Origin of the sequence: Candidatus Tisiphia endosymbiont of Metellina segmentata (assembly GCF_964030715.1) — a bacterium.
GTDB lineage: Bacteria > Pseudomonadota > Alphaproteobacteria > Rickettsiales > Rickettsiaceae > Tisiphia.
In genome coordinates this window covers 29,574-48,190 of sequence record NZ_OZ034919.1, presented here as the reverse complement: position 1 = coordinate 48,190, position 18,617 = coordinate 29,574, and the positions used below count along the sequence as shown (strand labels likewise).

Sequence of the window (18,617 nt, the reverse complement as noted above, 5' to 3'; positions counted from 1 at the left end):
TAATTAATGCCTAAAGTAATTTTTGTGGTAGATAAAGATGGTACGGAAAAAATAGTGGATGCCCCTCTCGGATTGTCTATTTTGGAAATTGCTCATCAAAACGATATTGATCTTGAAGGTGCATGCGAAGGATCACTAGCATGTGCCACTTGCCATGTTATTGTAGATGAGGAATTTTATTACAAATTAAAAAATCCTTCTGAAGCAGAAGAAGATATGCTTGACTTAGCGTTTGGTCTTACCCATACTTCAAGACTTGGTTGTCAGATTATTGTTAGTGAAGAACTTGACGGTATAAGGGTTCGCTTGCCATCTGCTACCCGTAATATTAACTTATAATTGAGTATATAGAGTGATACGTAAAATTTTGTTTTTTATTTGTTTAATTTACACCATAATATGGTTTGGCATTGCTTATACTATCAAAAGCAATATAGTAAATACTATAAAGAATTCAGAGACAGATAATACTAAAATATCTTATAACCAAATCAAAGTTTCTGGCTTTCCTATTCGCTTTCAAATTCATTTAGTCGAGCCAAAAATGAAATTTATCGATCATGTTAATTCCAAAGAAATATCTACTGAGGAAATGACATTTTTGTTTGATTTTAGTTTTAAAAAAGCTAGATTGATTTTAGGAAAACAAGGAATAAAACAACAAGAGAATTTTGATGGTAAATTAGTAGAGTATAGTGTTCAGTCCAAGGAATATATTACAGCACTAGTTAAATTTAATAAACCTATATATAAATTATCCCATGGAGATAGTTTAAAATCTATCGTAAAGTTTCTGCAAGTTAACAATAAATTATTATCCTTCATTCAGGAAGATAAGGAAATTTTTAATATTGCTGATTTAGTTTTCCTAATCAATAAGGCAAAATCTCAGGACGGTGAAAATATAGCTCTACAATTACGTTTGTTGTACTCTGCGGGGGAAGATTTTCTTAATTTCAAAACAGCACAGCTTGATTTAGCCACACTGATCAATATTGCTACTAACCAAGGTAAAGATACAAATTCTATCAGAAATTTAAATATCGATCGTTTAGTTTTTTCTTGTGATGATAATGCCCAAGTAGATTTGGTAGGGTTTTTACAATTTTTTGATAGTAAGTTACCAAAAGGTAAATTATCTTTTGAATTGACTAATTACCATGATATCATCGATAAATTGATTCCTAACAATTTGTTATTACCTAAAAAAATGGTCAAAACTATCATTGAGAAAGCTGTTGATTCTTCTTTATCTGGAGTAGTTAAGACAGATGATAATGAATTAGCAACTTATGAAAAGGTGAAATTTGATATTGAGTTTTCTGATAATGGTATACATATAGGTTCAATTAATTTGCTTGAGTTTAAACTAGAGGATAGTAAAGTAGATGAGGCTATAGAAGAGAACAACACTGAAAGTTAACATGAGTTCAATATAACTTACCCCAGCATCCGTAATGGAAGTCAATAAGAAATAGTAACTTAACATAAATTTTCATTGCAAGAAGAATTATTTTTGACAATAGAGTGCATAAAAGCGAGTAATTTACGCATAACAGCAACAAGAGCAAATAACTCTTTTTTCTTATCTTGATCAATTTCAACCACTATTTGGTTGCCGTCTAATTTTAGGTTGATAAATTTATCTATCCGCCATTCTTCAGCAATTTTTTGAATATTATTTAAACCAGTTTTTGGCTTTGCTTTCTTATGCGTTGATACATATATATTACGTTCTTCCACCTTGCTAACTAGTTTTTCAACTCGGTTATTCCTATCAAACTCAACTTTTCGGGCTATAGAACCATTTTTTCTTAAAATATATCATTTATCGCAGAATTCTTGTAAACCTTACTCTCCTGTCTCTTCAAGCACTTCTCCTTCTCAAAGATAAGTTGCGGGTTAAGGGGTTTCGGCTCTCCTACAAATTCTGCAGAAGAGGATTCTGTAAGAAGTCTATTGTTGCGTGCAATTTAGAAGTACAACTTAGAAGTAGTTTTGTCATCAAAATAATGATAGTGTTGCGAACGGATTCTTTGTGGTAATTTTGTCGTCAAAATTTGCTTCCGTTTCTCACATACATCTGCGTACTGCTTGCGGTATTCAGCTACATTTTTCCTAAAAATTCTTCAAAAATTATTCAGTTTAATTGGCAACTGGAGATAGTAATTTATTGCATGTATCTTTGTACATTTAGTATAATCTTACTTTTAATTCATTCTTAAATTTTATTAGCAATATAAAAATAATAATTTTATGATTAAAAAACTTTTATATACTTTTTTGATTCTTATAATTGCTTCTACTCTTTCTAGTTGCGGTCGGAAATCTTGCGACAAATACATATACTAGTGATTCAACATTAAATATTGTATTGGAAGGAAAGCTTCTTGCCAAAAGGGATGTCAAAATCACGGAGGATGAAAGACTTAGTGATAATGCAGTTGGTGGTCTAACTGGTGCTGTCGCTGGTGGGGCGGTTGCTGCTAGCGGAACTAATAACGCAGCTATAATTGTTGGTGGTGCTATTGTTGGAGGTGTTACTGGTGCAATAATACAATCTGCTTTGGGAACATCAAAAGGTACAGAATATATCTGTACAGGTTAATAGATCGAATTTGAAAGACGATTATTACGAAGGTAGCAGACTTTTAAGAAATGCTATAGCAGCTGTACGTGCGACAGGTATTATCACCATTGTGCAGGCTAAAGAAGATAAAACCAATCCTGTGATAAATGAGGGGCAAGATGTTCTAGTTATTCTTTCTGAGAAGAGATCTAGACTCATTCCAGCTACATATAAAAATTAATAAAAATACATAGTTAATGGTCAGAATTTTCTTTATAATTTTACTGTTTTTTTCTACATCGGCTTGTACTAAGACGACTTTTGTTAGATCTGCACCTGATTATTCGCAATCACTAACCAAGTCCAAAATTGTTTTACTTTTACCACCAATAGTTGAAGTAAATCAAATTGATGCTTTTAACAAAAAAACGAGAGTTTATAGTTATGAGGATCGCCTTGAAGAAAATATTGTAGATACATTCATAACCAAAATGCAGGACAAAGGGTATAATATTAAACTTTTCTCTAGAACAGAAATTGGTACTAATAAACTGTCAAAATACGTCGTTGATATTAAGGATAATTTTGATGAGACTCTAAATATACTCTATGCTAGTGGAGCTTGGAAAGAGGATGCGGCATATTCTATTGATGAAAAGATTCCTTCTGTAGTTGATCTTGGTGGAAAAGCCGGAGCTGATTTACTAGTTGTAATGAATTTCTATGCGGAGAGTAAAACATCTGGTGCAGTTAAGGATTTTTGTACAGAGATTTTGAAGGGATGTATAACTGGTAGAGTCAATTTAGACCCATCAGAATTTTCGCGAGTTAGATTAGCTATTCTTGATGTACCAACTGGTAGGGTACTATGGACACACTCGGTAGGACTGTCTAGTGATATGATTGACACCACTATTGCTAGTTTTTCTGATAGTGACAAAGTAGATAAGAAAAATCTTTCTAAGTTGTTTAATTCAGCACTTGCAGATCTCCCTGACACGAAATAGGTCTATTATACCTTCTTATATTCATCCACAGATGGCTGGTTGAATGGGTCGATTTTTAGGTGATTTGCAATTAGTATAGTACTCAACATTACGTGAATAATTTGATCTACAATTACCTGTTCATCGATATATACAAAATTCTCTAGCTTCACTGGTCGTTTAACTTGATCTAATGCATTATATATATTATTAGCATGAGCAGTTAGAGCTATTTCAATAGACCTCTTTCGAAACTCTACTTCTGCTGGTGATTTGGACAATGATGCGGTACTCGAATCCGTAACGGAATTAGAGTACGCTGCGGTTCGAGGTGAAGCGTCTCCTTCAAATCCCTCAGCACAAGCGAGTTTCGAAAGAGGTCTAATATCTGAACTTGCTTTGTTAGTAATAACTTGATAGAATTTATCATCTGGACCTTCTAAATAAAGTTGCAATTGACTGTGTTGATCAAATGTTCCTTTTGCTATTATAGGAGTTATACCAAAACCATTCTTACCAAGTGATTCAGCTATAATCTGTTGTTGCCATCTACATAGACCATCTAATTGATAACAATAATTAAACATAACTAACATATGTCTATTTAAAGAATATTGATTAAGGTAATACTCCGCTATCTCACAAATATTAAATCCATCAAAAATAATATCTGATATTTTTTTTGAAGCAGCTAGTACGACTTTATGTACATCAACTCCTGCAACTGCGGTTGGGAGCAAAGATGCATTAGAAATTATACCAAATCTTCCACTACGAATGTTATCATGTTCTAGACAATTTGTACCAAAAGACTCTGCTAAATTACGTAATAAATTATTACTAAACGGTACTATTACATAAATATTTTGAGGGGGAACGTGTAAAACTTCTAAAACATACTTAGTTAATAAATAGGTTTCATTTGTGTTCCCAGACTTACTCAATGAGAAAAAGACTGCTTTACTTAAATCAACTAATGCCAGTTTTTCATCAATTTCCAACTGATCTAAACTATCAAGATATATTAGCCTTTTAGTAGCTACTGCCTTTATACTTAATAATGCTCTAACATTTAGAGAAGACGCACCAAAACCTATAACTACCACAATATCATATTTTAAAGCAAGCTGAGCTGCGAGATCCTTTATTGCATCTTGCTTAATCAGATCAAACCTTAAAAAATCATATTTATTGGCTTTAATCTGTAAAATAAGATCGTTATATACCTTGCTAAGCATTTAATCTCCAGTTACGCGAATTTGGGATAAGAATTAACAATTCTTATATCGAATTAAGGTCATTCAGGTTATCATAATTTAAATAAGTTGCCTATACCACTACGCATTAGGCTTTTGGGATTCATATTGCTTGCCTTTTTCATGAAACCACTTATTTGTTTAAATTGTTTCAATAGACTATTCACTTTTTGGACTGATGTTCCAGAGCCTTCAGCGATACGTTTTCGACGTGAGGCATTTAGCAAATCTGGGTTTTTTCGTTCTTTTTTGGTCATAGATAAAATTATTGCTTCTTGGTGGTCTATTAATTTGCCACTTAATTTCGATTGATCGACTTTATCGATAATTTTATTAATACCAGGCAACATACTCATCATACTACTGAATCCACCTAGTTTCTTTATACTCCTCATTTGCATTAGATAATCTTCCAAATCAAATTTACCTTTTTTAAGTTTAGCAGCCGCTCTTTCTGCCTCTTGATGGTCTATTATGCTTGCTGCTTTTTCAACGAATGAGATGATATCTCCCATATCTAATATTCTTGAAGCTATGCGTTCTGAGTCAAACAATTCTAGATTTGTCAATTTCTCGCCAGTGCTTAAGAACTTAATAGGTTTCTTGGTAACATGTTTAATGCTTAGAGCTGCCCCACCTTTGGCATCGCCATCAATACGGGATAAAATTACGCCGGTAATCCCTAATTTTTGATCAAAATTGCTAGCTATAAGTACCGAATCTTGCCCCGTCATTGCATCAACTACCAAAATTATCTCTTTTGGGTCTATTAAATTTTTTATATTTGATGCTTCTTTCATCATCTCATCATCGATTTGCAACCTACCTGCTGTATCATAAATAACGACGTCATAGGCAGATAATTTCGACTCGTGTAAAGCTCTTTTCGCAATATCTATAGGAGTATGGTTGGGGACAATAGTTAAACAATCTACCCCTATAGATTTACCAAGGATAGTTAATTGTTCCTGTGCAGCTGGTCGATAAATATCAAGAGAGACTAAAAGTACCTTTTTATTTTGATTTTTTAGCCTAAGTGCTAATTTGGCACTTGCTGTAGTTTTTCCACTACCTTGCAGACCAACCATTAAAATATTTACCGGCGGTTCAGATTTAAGCTGTAAACTACTTTCATCTAGAGACGAGGATAATATATTAATTAACTCATTATGGACAATCTTTACTATCATCTGCCCTGGAGCTACTGATTTTATGACTTCCTGCCCCGTAGCTTTTAATGTTACTTCAGCAATAAAATCCTTAACTACCGGTAGTGCAACATCTGCTTCAAGAAGGGCAATCCTAATATCACGCATAGTATCGTTTATTTGGGACTCCGATAAAGTACCACTTCTTTTGATACGATCAAAAATTTTCGTTAGATTTTGAGTTAATGTTTGAAACATAAAATGTAATAAATTACTTGAATTCACCGCATTGTAGCATATTTACTAATAATCACTAAGCATATTAGCAAAAAAAATAGTAATTAATTTGTGAAATAAAATTTTCGGATTCTATTGAGAACTAGTGATATTGTTACAATCAAGAATTTATTATTTCAATTTTCTATATTATTTTCTCTTGCTATCAATAAACCAAATCAGCAATATATTTACTAAAAAATAGATATATAAAATTAAATCAAATGGTAAAAAAGAATAGCTATATTTTGGCAACTGGCGATGAAACGGATTATAGGCTCAGTATTTTGAATAAAATATATGGCAAATATACTAATATTCTATTGGATAGGCTAGCACTTCGTCCAAATATGAAAGTGGCAATTATTGGTTGTGGATCGGGGGAGTCTATTGATGTAATATATCAGAAAATTGGACAAGATGGCAAACTATTATGCCTAGATATAAGCCAAAAACAGATAGAGCTTACTAAAAGTAAGTTAAGTAGTAAAAACATCGATATTGTTGAATACCAAGTTGCAGATATACAAGATTATCAGGGTAATGAGCAATATGACCTCGTATATTGTAGGTTTGTACTCATACATCTAACACATCCTCAAAAAGCCTTAAATAATATGTTAAGTTTATTAAAGCCGGGTGGAACTATTGCATGTGAAGAGCATGATTATACAGCTATATTTAATTATCCATATGCTCGTTCAATAGAACAATATAAAGAATTATTACATAAAATTGAAAAAAGACTTAGTGTAGATTATTCTTATGGTATAAAGCTATTTAATACTTTGTGTAGTCTTCAATTAACAGATGTAAAATTTGATTTTCATCAACCAGTTTTTAATGGGGCTGAAGAAAAATTATTATTAAAATTATCTCTTTTAGAAGAAAAAGAACATTTTATTAAGCATAAGTTGATCGATAATTTAGAAATAGAAAAGATGCTAAAAGAAATGGATCAGATTATTCAGGATAAGACGGTTATACAAAGTGCAGGTGGGGTGTTTCAATCTTGGGGGAGAAAACTCCAATGAGTAGTATAATTTACTCCCTCATAAATATATATACTCAGGTAGAACTTCAAGAATTGGCGTTGTCGTGTCTAAAGATCGAAGCTGCTCCGTTACTCATGTACGCTACGCCGCTCGACTTTGCTACTGCCTAGCTCTTCTTGAAGTTATACTATCGTCTACCAACTCTTCATTTACGAGCAGTATACTAAAATGATTTGGAGAATTGGAACGTAAAACAAGGGATGAGCGTACGTGAGTACCCCGCAGTTTCGCGAAACCAATTCTTCAAAGCAGAAGAGTATATCTAATCTTATTTGTTGTTATCTAGGTTATATCTTAAATATTGCTTTAGTTAGCTCATCATAGCTCTTTAACCTAACCAATATAGGTTCTAAATCATCCAGCTTGATCATACAAGGTCCGTCACTTGGGGCATTATCTGGGTCTTGGTGAACTTCCATAAAAACACCTGCTACTCCGACGCTAACAGCTGCCCTTGCTAATATTTCAACATATTTTCTTTCGCCACCACTACTGTTGCCTATGCCACTTGGTTGCTGAACTGAATGGGTTGCGTCAAAAATTACAGGGGTCTTAGTTTCTGCCATAATTGGCAAACTACGCATATCTGATACTAGTGTGTTGTAACCAAAACATGCACCCCGTTCGGTAAGCATGATATTCTTTGCACCAAACGCTTCAAGTTTAGCATACACATTCTTCATATCCCAAGGGGCAAGAAACTGACCTTTTTTAACATTAATAACCTTATTAGTCATAGCTGCAGCATGCAGCAAATCTGTTTGTCTACATAAGAAGGCAGGGATTTGGATTATATCAACAATTTCAGCAACTTTAGCACACTGATTCTCTGTATGAACGTCAGTAAGAATAAGGCAGTTAAAGGCTGTTTTTACTTTAGACAAAATTTCCAGCCCTTTCTCAAGACCGCTACCCCGGATACCATTTATTGAAGTTCTATTAGCTTTATCGAATGACGATTTATAGATAAAGGGTATGTTAAGTTTAGCAGTAAGGGTCACAAGCTTGTCAGCCATAAATAATGCATGATCTAGACTTTCTATTTGGCAAGGTCCAGCAATAAACACAAATGGTAAGGTATTACCAATTTTGATATTATGTAAATCAATTATTTTTTGCATAACTTGGTCCTTAAATTTTACTTGGCAATTGGCAAGCTAGACTCTTCTTGTTTATCGTCAACTTGCTCAATTTTCTTAATTATCCCAAGGTTTTTCTTAGAAGACAGATTGGCAAGAATAATAGCATTAATTATAAACAAGGTGGCAAGCACTACCGTGGTTTTAGTCAAGAAATTAGCTACAGTTCTGCCTGTTACAACACCCATATTACCACTACCACCGCTCATACCACTTAACCCATCATTGCCAGTCTTTTGCATCAGAATTACGATAATTAGCAGTATTGCTATTACAATATGAACAAAAAGTAATATATTCATCATTTTTCAAAAAACCTATAATTTAATATTTGAACTAAAATTTGATAATCAAGTGAAGATTTGCCAATCATAACCCCATCAATATTCTGTACACTTAATATTTTTTCTATATTACCTAAATTTACAGATCCACCATACACTAAGCTAACATTATTTGCAACTTGGCTTTGCTGAAGAAAACAATTGAGGACATCAAATATCTCTATTAATTCTTCTTGGTTAGGAATAATCCCTGTTCCTATAGTCCAAATCGGCTCATAGGCTATTATTACATCTATCCCCTCCCCTATTTTATCATTTGGCAGGGATTCCACTAATTGTTTTAATAAAAAATTTTTATAATTATTATTTTTTCGTATAGCTAGGTCTTCTCCGATACAAATAATAGGGCTAATCTTGGCATTTAAGCAATTCTCTGCTTTCTGTCTGATTAATTTATTGGATTCTTGAAAGAGACTTCTACGTTCACTATGACCAACAATAGCGTAATTAATACCACTTAGTTTCAGTAATAGGCTTGAATATTCTCCTGTATAGCTTCCTTGTTCTTCGAATTGACTGACATTTTGTCCACAAAACTCTATAGATTTAAATTTATCAGATAAATAAGCAAGATAGGGAGTAGGAGGAGCTATAATAAATTTGTTGTTATGTTGCTGCTCTATCAGTCTAGCACAAAATTTAAATGCATCATCTAAACTTATATGCATTTTCCAGTTAGCAATAATAAGTTTTTTCATAAAAATCGCTTGCAGATATTAGTGTACAGAACTATTGTAGTATACTACAAAAACTTGAAGAAGAAATTTATAATTTATGTTAAATAATATTAGAAACGCTGCTGATAGTTTTGTAATGCGTGTTTTACTTGGAATGATTGCCTTTGCATTTGTTGGATGGGGAATTAAAGATGTATTACAGACTACCAATAATTTTGATTTGATTACATTTTCTGATGCAAAAACTATTAGTGAAGAAGATTTTCTAAAAGCAAAAGCCGAACAAATTCGTGTTATTCAAAAACAAACTGGAATACATCTTAGTGAAGAAGATATAAAGCAGTTGAATATTGATAATTTTATTATTAAAAAACTTATCAATAATCGCATTATGAACTATTTAGTACACTATTATAATCTAGATATAACTGATGATACTGTGATTCAGTTTATTAAAGAATCCTCTAATTTTAAGAATGAGCAAGGTCTATTTGACATAACACTCTTTAAAGGTTTTTTAAAAAATTCTTATATTAATGAGGAGGACTATGTATTTGATGTTAAAGAACATACCTTAAAGAATACTCTAATTAGTATTTTTATAGAATCATTTCAAACACCAAAAATAATGGTCAAAAATATTGTAGACTATATGGTCGAAACAAGAGAGGTCGACCTTGTACAAATTGACCTAAAAGCTCAACCTAAAGGTGCGTTTATGACTTATGCAACTCCAGCCGAGTTAGAAGAATTATACAAGCAAAACCAAGAGTTATTTGAAATACCGGAAAAACGTAGCTTGTCTTATGTAAAAATATCAAGTGAAGTGTTAGGTAAGCAAATTCATAATAGCGATGAAGAATTATTAAAGTTTTATCAGGATAACCAAGAAGAATTTGCTAATAAAAAATTTAGCGAGGTACGAAAACAGGTTAATGAATTATTGCAACAACAAAAAATAGAAGAGCTGAAGCTACTGTTAGCAAAAAATCTAGAAGATGATGTGGCAGCTGGTTCAAGTTTAACAGAAATTGCCAAAAAATATGAATTACCAATACAGAATTTAGATTCTGTAAGTTATAAGGATTTAACTAATAATATACAAGATGAATTTCAAGAGTTGGCTAAGCCTGCGAGTGGCGAGCGGACTAGGCGTAGTCAAACCGTTGTTCCTACGCGAAGTCCCATCGTGCCACAACGCCAACACTTAAAAGGCGAATGGTATGTTGATCTTGGTCAAAATGCTGACAGTATTTTTGATCTTGCAGAAGGAGAATTATCATATCCAATGGAGTTAACTGATAAAGGAGCTTTTATATTGGTTGAGATTAAATCTATTCAGCCAAGTAAACTACAAGAATTCTCGGCAGTCAAGGATCAAGTATACGAACTATGGTATAAGCAATATATTAGAAAGATAAATTTAGGAAACATAGAGAGTCTTGCTAAAGAATATAAACCTGGTAAAAGTAAAAAACCTCTAGACATTACTACCAACCAAGCTGCAACTTTTTCTAGGTATGAAGTTCATAATAATCAGCAATTACCAACAGAATTACTATCAGCAATTTTTAATGCTAACATTGATTCCAATACTCCAGTTTTTCAGTCAAAAGATAAGGCGTATTTTGCTTATGTAAAATCAAAAAGAATTGATAAGACGAAAAGGCAAGAAATTCAGAAAAAAAATGAAGTAGATATTGCAGTAGCCATAAGAAACAATGTTATGGATGAGCTGATTAGCTATGCCATCAAGAAAAATAAAATGAAACAAAATAGTATGTGATCATGATATAAATATGACAATTTAGATAACTAATTTTAACTATATTGTTACTAAACCTTGCATATTAATATATATTAAGATTATATTATGTCATATTAATATAATCTTAATTATGTGTTTATTATGTCAAAAGATCGTACGCTATTAGTAAGGCTTTCTACCGCAAAACAATTACTTGAGAATAAAATTTATAAGACAGAACGAGCTATAAAGTTGTTTGCTACTGATAGTAGTGTTTATGAGATATTGAAGGCTGCTAATTTGGAGGAATGTTGTAATTTTGTAAAAACTACGGAAGATAGATCATCAGCTAGTCAGGAATTAAAAGCTAGTTTAAAAGGTCTGCATAGTCAACAATCTGTCTTATCAAAGTATAATACAGTTAATTGCAAAAAGTTTGAAGAACGTAGTGACCAAATACACACAATAATTCAAGCTAGAAAGTTACTTAAATGTATTGACCAACATGATTTTAAGGAAGCACTGAAGATTGCTGGGTTGAGCTATATAATTAAGAAGGGTGCACTAGGAATAACTAGAATATGGATAACAGAAAATACTTTTTTTGAAAATTTGGATAAATATTTAGAAGTTAAACGGGAAGAATATAAGATAATACTAGAAGCACATCAAGCTGAATGTGGAGCAAGTACTCCAGCACTACCCCTATCAACTCTTCTTGAAGGATCAAGTAACTGTAATAATACGTATGTTACTAATAACAACCATCCAGCAGTAGCTTCTGCACCACCTAGTGTACTACCACTTAATCAACATTTATACCCACAATTATCTCCAAATATTACAACTACAGCCCATACAGTGCACTATCCGCCGAAAGTTCGTAAACATGCCCCACCTCCTCCAATACCACCTCCATATAGTGAAGCAGTGCATGATGTTTCAAGATCAGAATCTGATGAGAATAACCTAGAGTTTTCAGGTATTGTATATCATCATGATTAAGCTCAGCTTTGTGGTTATACCACAATTGTTGAAAGTTAAAAAACCGTCTATTAGCGAAGCATTGTTGTAAGGTTTAAACCGTCTATTAGCGAGCGAACGTACGTGAGCGTGGCAATCCATGAAGTTTGTCATATGGATTGCTTCGTCGACCTATGGTCTCCTCGCAATGACGTTTTATAGACGCTTTTTATAGACGTATTCGTAGGTAGCCACGTACTATAGTACGCCTAGACCCTTTGACTCTTACTACTATCAGGATTTTGATTCTATCGTATATCAACTCTTCATTTACGAGAAGTATATTACTCATCTGTATTAAATATTTAATTGTTCATTACCAAATTTATAATGGTTTCTACAATAAGTAGCAGCCACGTATAAAAAATAATCATCCTCTATATTTACTTTTTTCAAGAGTACTTTTTTATAGAATCTTTCGTAAGTAGTAACGGTAATTAGACCGGCAGATGACAAAGTACCAAGTACAGACCAAAGTAGAGTGTTAATTGTTGTATGCCGTATATCTTCGTTAATGAGGATGGTGACAGGCTTATTATTGCAGCTCATTACCCGACGGATTAACTTACCAAAAGTACTGTGGTCATAAGGTCCTTTAGATTCGATAATTTCAACTATTGTTAATCCATCTTGTTCACTAGTAGCACTAACATCATCTCTAAGTTTTAGATCCTTAGAATGGTCATAAGCTGGATCAAGAAAGATGATTGCTTCAGAAGGTAAAGTTGTTGTGTATGTCATAGCAGTATCCCCTTTATGATTAAACTTAAAGTTATCAAGTTTTAACCACCAAAGAATCTTAATAGATTACTTTGGCGATCGGGGAGTCAGAACGCCCTCGCAAAGCGAGGGGCTTGACGGTTATGAGCAGCCCAAAGGGCTGCCATTGTTAATTAAAATTCTCCTGATTCGTCAGAGCCTAAACTATCAAGTTGCTCTTGATTCTTAATGTAGTGTTTGATCTGATTCTCTTCAAATCCTACAGTTGAGACCGCATAACCTCTAGCCCACAACTTTTCTCCATTAAAATTACGTTTTCGTCCACCAAACTGCCTAGCAACGGCTATAGCACTTTTCCCCTTGATATAGCCTATTACTTCAGCTACAGAATATTTAGGAGGAATCTTGATGAGCATATGCACATGATCTTGTACCATATGCCCCTCTATGATCTTTCTCCCACGTTGAAAAGCTAACTCATGGAATACGTTCCCAAGATATTTTCTAACCTTCCCGTACAATTCTTTTTTACGACACTTTGGAATAAACACAATATGATATTTGCAATCCCATTTAGAATGATTTAAACTTTCGTATGTTGTCATATATTTTCTCCTTTGACCGTCAAGCCAAAGAAGTTATATATGATAACTTTTTATTTTATACTAAATCTAAAGGCCAAGCCTTGATGGTCTCACTAGTCAAACTAGTGGCTTACCTATCATTGAGTTAGTAAACTGTATAGCATAACAGCTACGCTAGCCTTTAGGTTTAAGGTTTACACCTTAAACCCTGAACATAGCTAACATCTCCCCGATCATAACAATCGAGGATTACACCTTTATTCGGCAGATGTGTTCCGATGCTATAAGAGGTTACTACACCCCAAAATAACTTTGCAGTTACTTCATTTTTAATTTTAAACTATACTCCTATAAAGTCAATAATAGAAAAACTTATGCGAGGATAAAAAAGGTATTATACCAATTGCAATAATTAACGCAGTGGTGTAAAATGGGTTTTTAACTGATAAAGGTACTCAAATGGCTAGGTTAATATTACCGCAAGGTTTTCATGGTCATGATTTTATAAAAATGATGAAACATGAGCCGCATGGTCGAAATCGTATACGTTTATTGGCGATGTATTACCTTCAATTAGGCAAATCTTTTAAAGCCATATCTGAAATAGTGAAGTCACACTGGAAAACTGTGCAATCATGGCTCAGAAGATTTAGGAATCATGGTTTTGAAGGATTATTTGAATCACAAAGAAGCGGTGCCCCTAGGAAGATTAACACTATACAAGAGTCTGCTCTTTTTGATAAAATCAATACGCTCAGTGAAAGTAAAACTGGTGGGTATATAACTGGAAAGGAGCTACATATCATGTTACTTGAGGAATATGGTGCTAAATGTACTTTAAAAACAGTCTACAATACTATGCACCGCCTTGGTTTTAGCTGGATTACTTCTCGTTCAATGCATCCAAAGTCAAATCAAGAGACTCAAAATACATATAAAAAAACTTCCCAGACATGCTAACAGAATTATTATCAAAAAATATCGATAGATGTAAAGTTGATATATGGTCTCAGGATGAAACTCGAGTTGGGCAACAAGGTAGCTTAACTCGTATATGGGCTAAGCGTGGCACTAGACCCCGTAAAGTTCGGCAACAGCAATTCATTTCAACATATATTTATGGAGCTGCTTGCCATGATACAGGAGAAGCTTTTGCATTAATTTTACCATATGCAAATACACAGGCAATGAATAAATTCTTAGAAGACCTTTCTCGCAGTATTCAAGGCAACCGACATATAGCTTTACTAACGGATAATGCAGGTTGGCACACAGCCAAAAAACTAACTGTGCCAAGCAATATCACTTTGATACCGCTTCCGCCCTATGCACCGGAACTTAATGCAATGGAACAAGTTTGGGCATGGATCAAAAATCATTTCTTGTCTAACCAATGTTATGGTGTATATGAAGATATCGTCACTATGGCTTGTTACGCTTGGAATCAATTTGCTCATAATGTAGATTTAGTAAAATCAATTATGTATAGAGACTGGATAAATACACCGTGTTAATTATTGCAATTGGTATTATACACAATTTGCTCACAGCAATTATTCTTTAAAATTTTTCTTTTTACCCCTTGAACTGTTACAAAATCAAGCATATATAGAATACACATTATTAAGTATTAAATCTATGGAGGTAAGAATGTCTTTTAGACCATTGCACGATAGAATTGCGGTAAAACCAATTCAACAAGAAGAAAAAACAAGTGGAGGAATTATTATTCCTGATACAGCAAAGGAAAAACCAATACAAGGTGAAGTAGTAGCTGTAGGTAAGGGAACAAAAAGTGAGAATGGTACTGTCCATCCATTAGAAATTAAAGTAGGAGATAAAGTACTTTATGGCAAATGGGCTGGCACTGAAGTAAAAGTTGATGGTTTAGATTTGGTCATTATGAAAGAAAGTGATGTCATGGGCATAATTGCATAACTATTGAAAGTTAGTAAATACAGCTTCTTTATACGTCTATTAGCGAGAAGGCCGTAAGACCGACGAAGCAATCCAGTAACATCATTTATCTATAGATTGTTTCCTGGATTGCTTCGCTTACGCTCGCAATGACGTTGTGGTATAGGTATTTGTAAACTTTTAACAGTTGTGGACATAATTGGTTAATAATTTATTTATTGTAAGGAGAACATAAATATGGCAACAAAATTAATAAGACACGGCTCAAATGCACGTGAACAAATGCTAAGAGGTATTGATATTTTAGCTGATACCGTAAAAGTAACATTAGGTCCAAAAGGTAGAAATGTTGCAATTGAACAGTCATTTGGATCACCAAGACTAACCAAAGATGGTGTAACAGTGGCAAAAGCTATTGAACTAAAAGACAAAGCTCAGAATTTGGGAACTCAATTGGTAAAATCTGTGGCAAGTAAAACATCTGATGTTGCTGGTGATGGAACAACTACCGCAACTGTTCTAACTCAAGCAATAGCAAGAGAAGGTAACAAAGCAGTAGCAGCTGGTTTTAACCCTATGGATATAAAACGTGGTATAGATTCAGCTGTTAACCTAGTAGTTGAAGAAATTAAGAAAGCTAGTAAAAAAATCAGCAGCCAAGAGGAGATTGCTCAAGTTGGTACTATTTCATCAAATGGTGACAAAGAAATTGGCGAAAAAATTGCCGTGGCGATGGAAAAAGTTGGTAAAGAAGGCGTAATTACCGTTGAAGAAGCTAAGAATTTTAGTTTTGAAGTAGATGTAGTTGAAGGCATGATGTTTGATAGAGGCTATCTATCACCATATTTTGTTACTAATTCCGAAAAGATGGTAGCAGAATTGGAAAATCCGTTTATCTTACTATTTGAAAAGAAATTATCAAATTTACAACAAATGTTACCAGTACTTGAAGCAGTAGTGCAATCAGGACGTCCTTTACTAGTAATCGCTGAAGATGTAGAAGGAGAAGCACTTGCTACTCTAGTAGTAAATAAATTACGTGGTGGGTTAAAAGTTGCTGCAGTTAAAGCTCCTGGCTTTGGCGATAGAAAAAAATTCATGATGGAAGATATCTCTATTTTAACAGGTGGTCAGCTTATCAGTGAAGAGCTTGGTATGAAACTTGAAAATGTTAATATCAAAATGCTAGGTACTGCTAAAAAAGTTACTATTTCCAAAGAAAATACCGTTATAATTGATGGTGCTGGTAGCAAGGCGGATATCGCTGCTCGTTGTTCTCAAATTCGTACACAAGTTGATGAATCTAGCTCAGATTACGATAAAGAGAAATTACAAGAGCGTTTAGCTAAACTTGCTGGTGGCGTAGCTGTCTTAAAAGTTGGTGGTGCTACTGAAGTTGAAGTAAAAGAAAGAAAAGATCGTGTTGAGGATGCATTGCATGCTACTAGAGCTGCAGTGGAAGAAGGCGTTGTTGCTGGTGGTGGTGTTACTCTTTTCTATGCAGCAAGATCCTTAGAGTCGTTAAAAAGTACTAATGAAGATCAGCAAGCTGGTATTAACATCGTTAAGAAAGCTCTACAAGCTCCAGTAAGGCAAATTGCAGAGAACGCTGGTATGGACGGAGCTATTGTAGTTGGAAAACTTACTGATAGTAAAGAAAAAAACTTTGGCTTCAATGCTCAAGATATGACTTATGTTGATATGATTAAGGCTGGTATTATCGATCCAACTAAGGTCGTGCGTACTGCTTTACAAGATGCAGCATCGGTTGCTTCTTTGATTATTACTACTGAAGCATTTATTATCGATGAACCAGCTGATAAAGATGAGCCTGCTATGCCACGTGGTGGTATGGGCGGCGGTATGGGTGGCATGGGCGGTATGGACTTCTAATGCTCATGTCTTCATACGAATAACACTTTACCCCAACTCTAGATAAGAATTAGTTAATTCTTATCCAAAGTTCGCGTACTTTGATGTCATCCCTCTGCTTTTTTGTAGGGATGACATCTTTTTATTAATAGACCTTATATCTTAAGAATGTGTTATAAGTAATTAAAGAGGGTGACTTGAATAGACCTTGACTAAAAAGTCGCTAAGAGAATAAGTACCCTCTTTTTGGTAGTTTACCTTGAACAAATTGCAGAAGGTGGTCTTAAAAAGAGCAGCCTTGCACAATAAGAAGAAGGAGATTATATCATGAATAAAATAATAGGTCTAGACGTAAGTAAAAACTGGCTTGATATATGTGTATATAATACAAGAGATAAACCTAAATATCATCGTTTTGCCAATGATGCAGCTGGTCATGAAGAGATGATTAAATTAGCAAAAGAGCAAGAGATTAAGCTAATAATATGTGAACCTACTGGAGGATACGAAGCTGAGATTTGTCAAAAGCTGGATAATAATAACCAACAAATACATAAGGTCAATACATATAGTTTTAATTCTTTTAGTAAATCGGTGAATTTGTGTAAAACTGATAGGAAGGATGCATTTAAATTAGCATATTATGCGGATAAGATGCAGCTTTCAGCGAATTATATATATCAAGTTGAATCAGAGACTTTGAAGAGATGTCAACAAAGACGAGAAGATTTAGTATTAATGCTTAGCAATGAAAAGAAAAGACTACATCATAGCATTGATGGTATTGATAAAGAGAGTATAGAAAAGCTCATTAAATTTTTACAGAATGAAATAGCTGAGCTTGATAAAAAGTTAAACAAAACAATAGATGAGTCAGAAGAGTTAAAAGAGAAGGTAAAAATATTAGAGACTGTACCTGGTATTGGTAAATGTTTAGCTACAAAACTAATTAGTTTTGTACCTGAATTAGGGGATAAAAATTATAGTAGCAATGAATTGTCATCAATTGTTGGTATAGCTCCATATGCTCGTGATAGTGGTAATAAGCAAGGACGAAGATTTATTCGAGGAGGCAGGAAAATACCTAGAGATGCTTTATACATTGCAGTATTAGCTGGTAAGAATGGTTTCCAATATTTAAAAATTTTATATGATAGGCTTGTTAATAATTTTAAACCTAAGAAAGTTGCGATAGTTGCTTGTATGCGTAAGTTACTTGAAGTGTGCCATAAACTTATTCAACAAAAACGTGTTTTTGTTATTAAATAATATTTATCTATTTTTATAAAATTTAGATAAAAGAT

General features: G+C 33.6%; 21 protein-coding genes. 13 read left to right on the top strand and 8 right to left on the bottom strand.

Annotation, left to right across the window (positions count from 1 at the left end):
* The first annotated feature begins 6 nt into the window (after positions 1 to 6).
* Positions 7 to 339 (top strand): ferredoxin family 2Fe-2S iron-sulfur cluster binding protein, encoded by a 333-nt coding sequence (locus AAHM80_RS00300; protein WP_342259941.1) that lies wholly within the window; start codon positions 7 to 9, stop codon positions 337 to 339.
* Positions 340 to 352: 13 nt separating this feature from the next.
* Positions 353 to 1,423: a hypothetical protein gene (locus AAHM80_RS00295; RefSeq protein ID WP_342259940.1), complete on the top strand. Its 1,071-nt coding sequence runs from the start codon at positions 353 to 355 to the stop codon at positions 1,421 to 1,423.
* A gap of 59 nt (positions 1,424 to 1,482) precedes the next feature.
* On the opposite strand, the gene AAHM80_RS00290 is transcribed toward AAHM80_RS00295, so the two are convergent.
* Entirely contained in the window at positions 1,483 to 1,743 is a 261-nt protein-coding gene (locus AAHM80_RS00290; RefSeq protein ID WP_342259939.1) for a hypothetical protein, read from the bottom strand.
* A gap of 553 nt (positions 1,744 to 2,296) precedes the next feature.
* On the opposite strand from AAHM80_RS00290, the gene AAHM80_RS00285 reads away from it, so the two are divergent.
* The 3 genes from AAHM80_RS00285 to AAHM80_RS00275 are packed head-to-tail and all read left to right on the top strand — an operon-like array spanning position 2,297 to position 3,576.
* The gene (locus tag AAHM80_RS00285; protein ID WP_342259938.1) at positions 2,297 to 2,608 is read left to right on the top strand and encodes a hypothetical protein; all 312 of its coding nucleotides are present in this window, start codon (positions 2,297 to 2,299) and stop codon (positions 2,606 to 2,608) included.
* A 10-nt stretch (positions 2,609 to 2,618) separates the two neighbouring features.
* Positions 2,619 to 2,810, top strand: coding sequence for a hypothetical protein (locus tag AAHM80_RS00280; RefSeq protein WP_342259937.1), 192 nt, complete (start codon positions 2,619 to 2,621; stop codon positions 2,808 to 2,810).
* A gap of 16 nt (positions 2,811 to 2,826) precedes the next feature.
* Positions 2,827 to 3,576: a hypothetical protein gene (locus AAHM80_RS00275; RefSeq protein WP_342259936.1), complete on the top strand. Its 750-nt coding sequence runs from the start codon at positions 2,827 to 2,829 to the stop codon at positions 3,574 to 3,576.
* A gap of 5 nt (positions 3,577 to 3,581) precedes the next feature.
* On the opposite strand, the gene AAHM80_RS00270 is transcribed toward AAHM80_RS00275, so the two are convergent.
* Both AAHM80_RS00270 and ffh read right to left on the bottom strand, forming a co-directional pair.
* Complete coding sequence (locus tag AAHM80_RS00270) at positions 3,582 to 4,793, bottom strand: palindromic element RPE1 domain-containing protein (RefSeq protein ID WP_342259935.1); 1,212 nt, start codon at positions 4,791 to 4,793, stop codon at positions 3,582 to 3,584.
* Positions 4,794 to 4,864: 71 nt separating this feature from the next.
* The gene (ffh, locus tag AAHM80_RS00265) at positions 4,865 to 6,217 is read right to left on the bottom strand and encodes a signal recognition particle protein (protein WP_341751622.1); all 1,353 of its coding nucleotides are present in this window, start codon (positions 6,215 to 6,217) and stop codon (positions 4,865 to 4,867) included.
* A 242-nt stretch (positions 6,218 to 6,459) separates the two neighbouring features.
* Here ffh and AAHM80_RS00260 point away from each other — a divergent pair, with 242 nt between their 5' ends.
* Positions 6,460 to 7,269 (top strand): class I SAM-dependent methyltransferase, encoded by an 810-nt coding sequence (locus tag AAHM80_RS00260; protein WP_342259934.1) that lies wholly within the window; start codon positions 6,460 to 6,462, stop codon positions 7,267 to 7,269.
* 308 nt (positions 7,270 to 7,577) lie between these two features.
* Here the strand turns inward: AAHM80_RS00260 and kdsA are convergent, their stop codons facing one another.
* The 3 genes from kdsA to AAHM80_RS00245 are packed head-to-tail and all read right to left on the bottom strand — an operon-like array spanning position 7,578 to position 9,471.
* On the bottom strand, positions 7,578 to 8,411 hold the full coding sequence (gene kdsA / locus AAHM80_RS00255; protein ID WP_342259933.1) for a 3-deoxy-8-phosphooctulonate synthase: 834 nt from the start codon (positions 8,409 to 8,411) through the stop codon (positions 7,578 to 7,580).
* A gap of 17 nt (positions 8,412 to 8,428) precedes the next feature.
* Positions 8,429 to 8,734, bottom strand: coding sequence for a preprotein translocase subunit SecG (secG, locus tag AAHM80_RS00250; RefSeq protein WP_341755495.1), 306 nt, complete (start codon positions 8,732 to 8,734; stop codon positions 8,429 to 8,431).
* A complete protein-coding gene (locus tag AAHM80_RS00245) occupies positions 8,731 to 9,471 on the bottom strand; it encodes a triose-phosphate isomerase family protein (protein ID WP_342259932.1) in 741 nt (246 codons plus the stop codon). Before AAHM80_RS00245 ends, secG begins: the two co-directional genes overlap by 4 nt.
* Before the next feature lie 76 nt (positions 9,472 to 9,547).
* Here AAHM80_RS00245 and AAHM80_RS00240 point away from each other — a divergent pair, with 76 nt between their 5' ends.
* Positions 9,548 to 11,236, top strand: a complete 1,689-nt coding sequence (locus AAHM80_RS00240) for a peptidylprolyl isomerase (RefSeq protein ID WP_342259931.1) — start codon at positions 9,548 to 9,550, stop codon at positions 11,234 to 11,236.
* A gap of 123 nt (positions 11,237 to 11,359) precedes the next feature.
* Positions 11,360 to 12,202: a hypothetical protein gene (locus tag AAHM80_RS00235; RefSeq protein ID WP_342259930.1), complete on the top strand. Its 843-nt coding sequence runs from the start codon at positions 11,360 to 11,362 to the stop codon at positions 12,200 to 12,202.
* 315 nt (positions 12,203 to 12,517) lie between these two features.
* Here the strand turns inward: AAHM80_RS00235 and AAHM80_RS00230 are convergent, their stop codons facing one another.
* Positions 12,518 to 12,961, bottom strand: a complete 444-nt coding sequence (locus AAHM80_RS00230; RefSeq protein ID WP_342259929.1) for a hypothetical protein — start codon at positions 12,959 to 12,961, stop codon at positions 12,518 to 12,520.
* A 152-nt stretch (positions 12,962 to 13,113) separates the two neighbouring features.
* On the bottom strand, positions 13,114 to 13,545 hold the full coding sequence (tnpA, locus tag AAHM80_RS00225) for an IS200/IS605 family transposase (protein ID WP_342259383.1): 432 nt from the start codon (positions 13,543 to 13,545) through the stop codon (positions 13,114 to 13,116).
* Positions 13,546 to 13,983: 438 nt separating this feature from the next.
* Between tnpA and AAHM80_RS00220 the strand changes: the two genes are divergently transcribed.
* The 5 genes from AAHM80_RS00220 (at position 13,984) to AAHM80_RS00200 (ending at position 18,582) form a co-directional block, all read left to right on the top strand.
* The gene (locus AAHM80_RS00220; RefSeq protein ID WP_342259385.1) at positions 13,984 to 14,484 is read left to right on the top strand and encodes a helix-turn-helix domain-containing protein; all 501 of its coding nucleotides are present in this window, start codon (positions 13,984 to 13,986) and stop codon (positions 14,482 to 14,484) included.
* Positions 14,478 to 15,038 (top strand): IS630 family transposase, encoded by a 561-nt coding sequence (locus AAHM80_RS00215; RefSeq protein ID WP_342259546.1) that lies wholly within the window; start codon positions 14,478 to 14,480, stop codon positions 15,036 to 15,038. Before AAHM80_RS00220 ends, AAHM80_RS00215 begins: the two co-directional genes overlap by 7 nt.
* Before the next feature lie 136 nt (positions 15,039 to 15,174).
* Positions 15,175 to 15,462, top strand: coding sequence for a co-chaperone GroES (locus AAHM80_RS00210; RefSeq protein ID WP_341751614.1), 288 nt, complete (start codon positions 15,175 to 15,177; stop codon positions 15,460 to 15,462).
* Between the two features lie 216 nt (positions 15,463 to 15,678).
* Positions 15,679 to 17,334: a chaperonin GroEL gene (gene groL / locus AAHM80_RS00205; protein WP_342259928.1), complete on the top strand. Its 1,656-nt coding sequence runs from the start codon at positions 15,679 to 15,681 to the stop codon at positions 17,332 to 17,334.
* Between the two features lie 306 nt (positions 17,335 to 17,640).
* Positions 17,641 to 18,582, top strand: coding sequence for an IS110 family transposase (locus AAHM80_RS00200; RefSeq protein ID WP_342259421.1), 942 nt, complete (start codon positions 17,641 to 17,643; stop codon positions 18,580 to 18,582).
* The last annotated feature ends 35 nt before the right edge of the window (positions 18,583 to 18,617 follow it).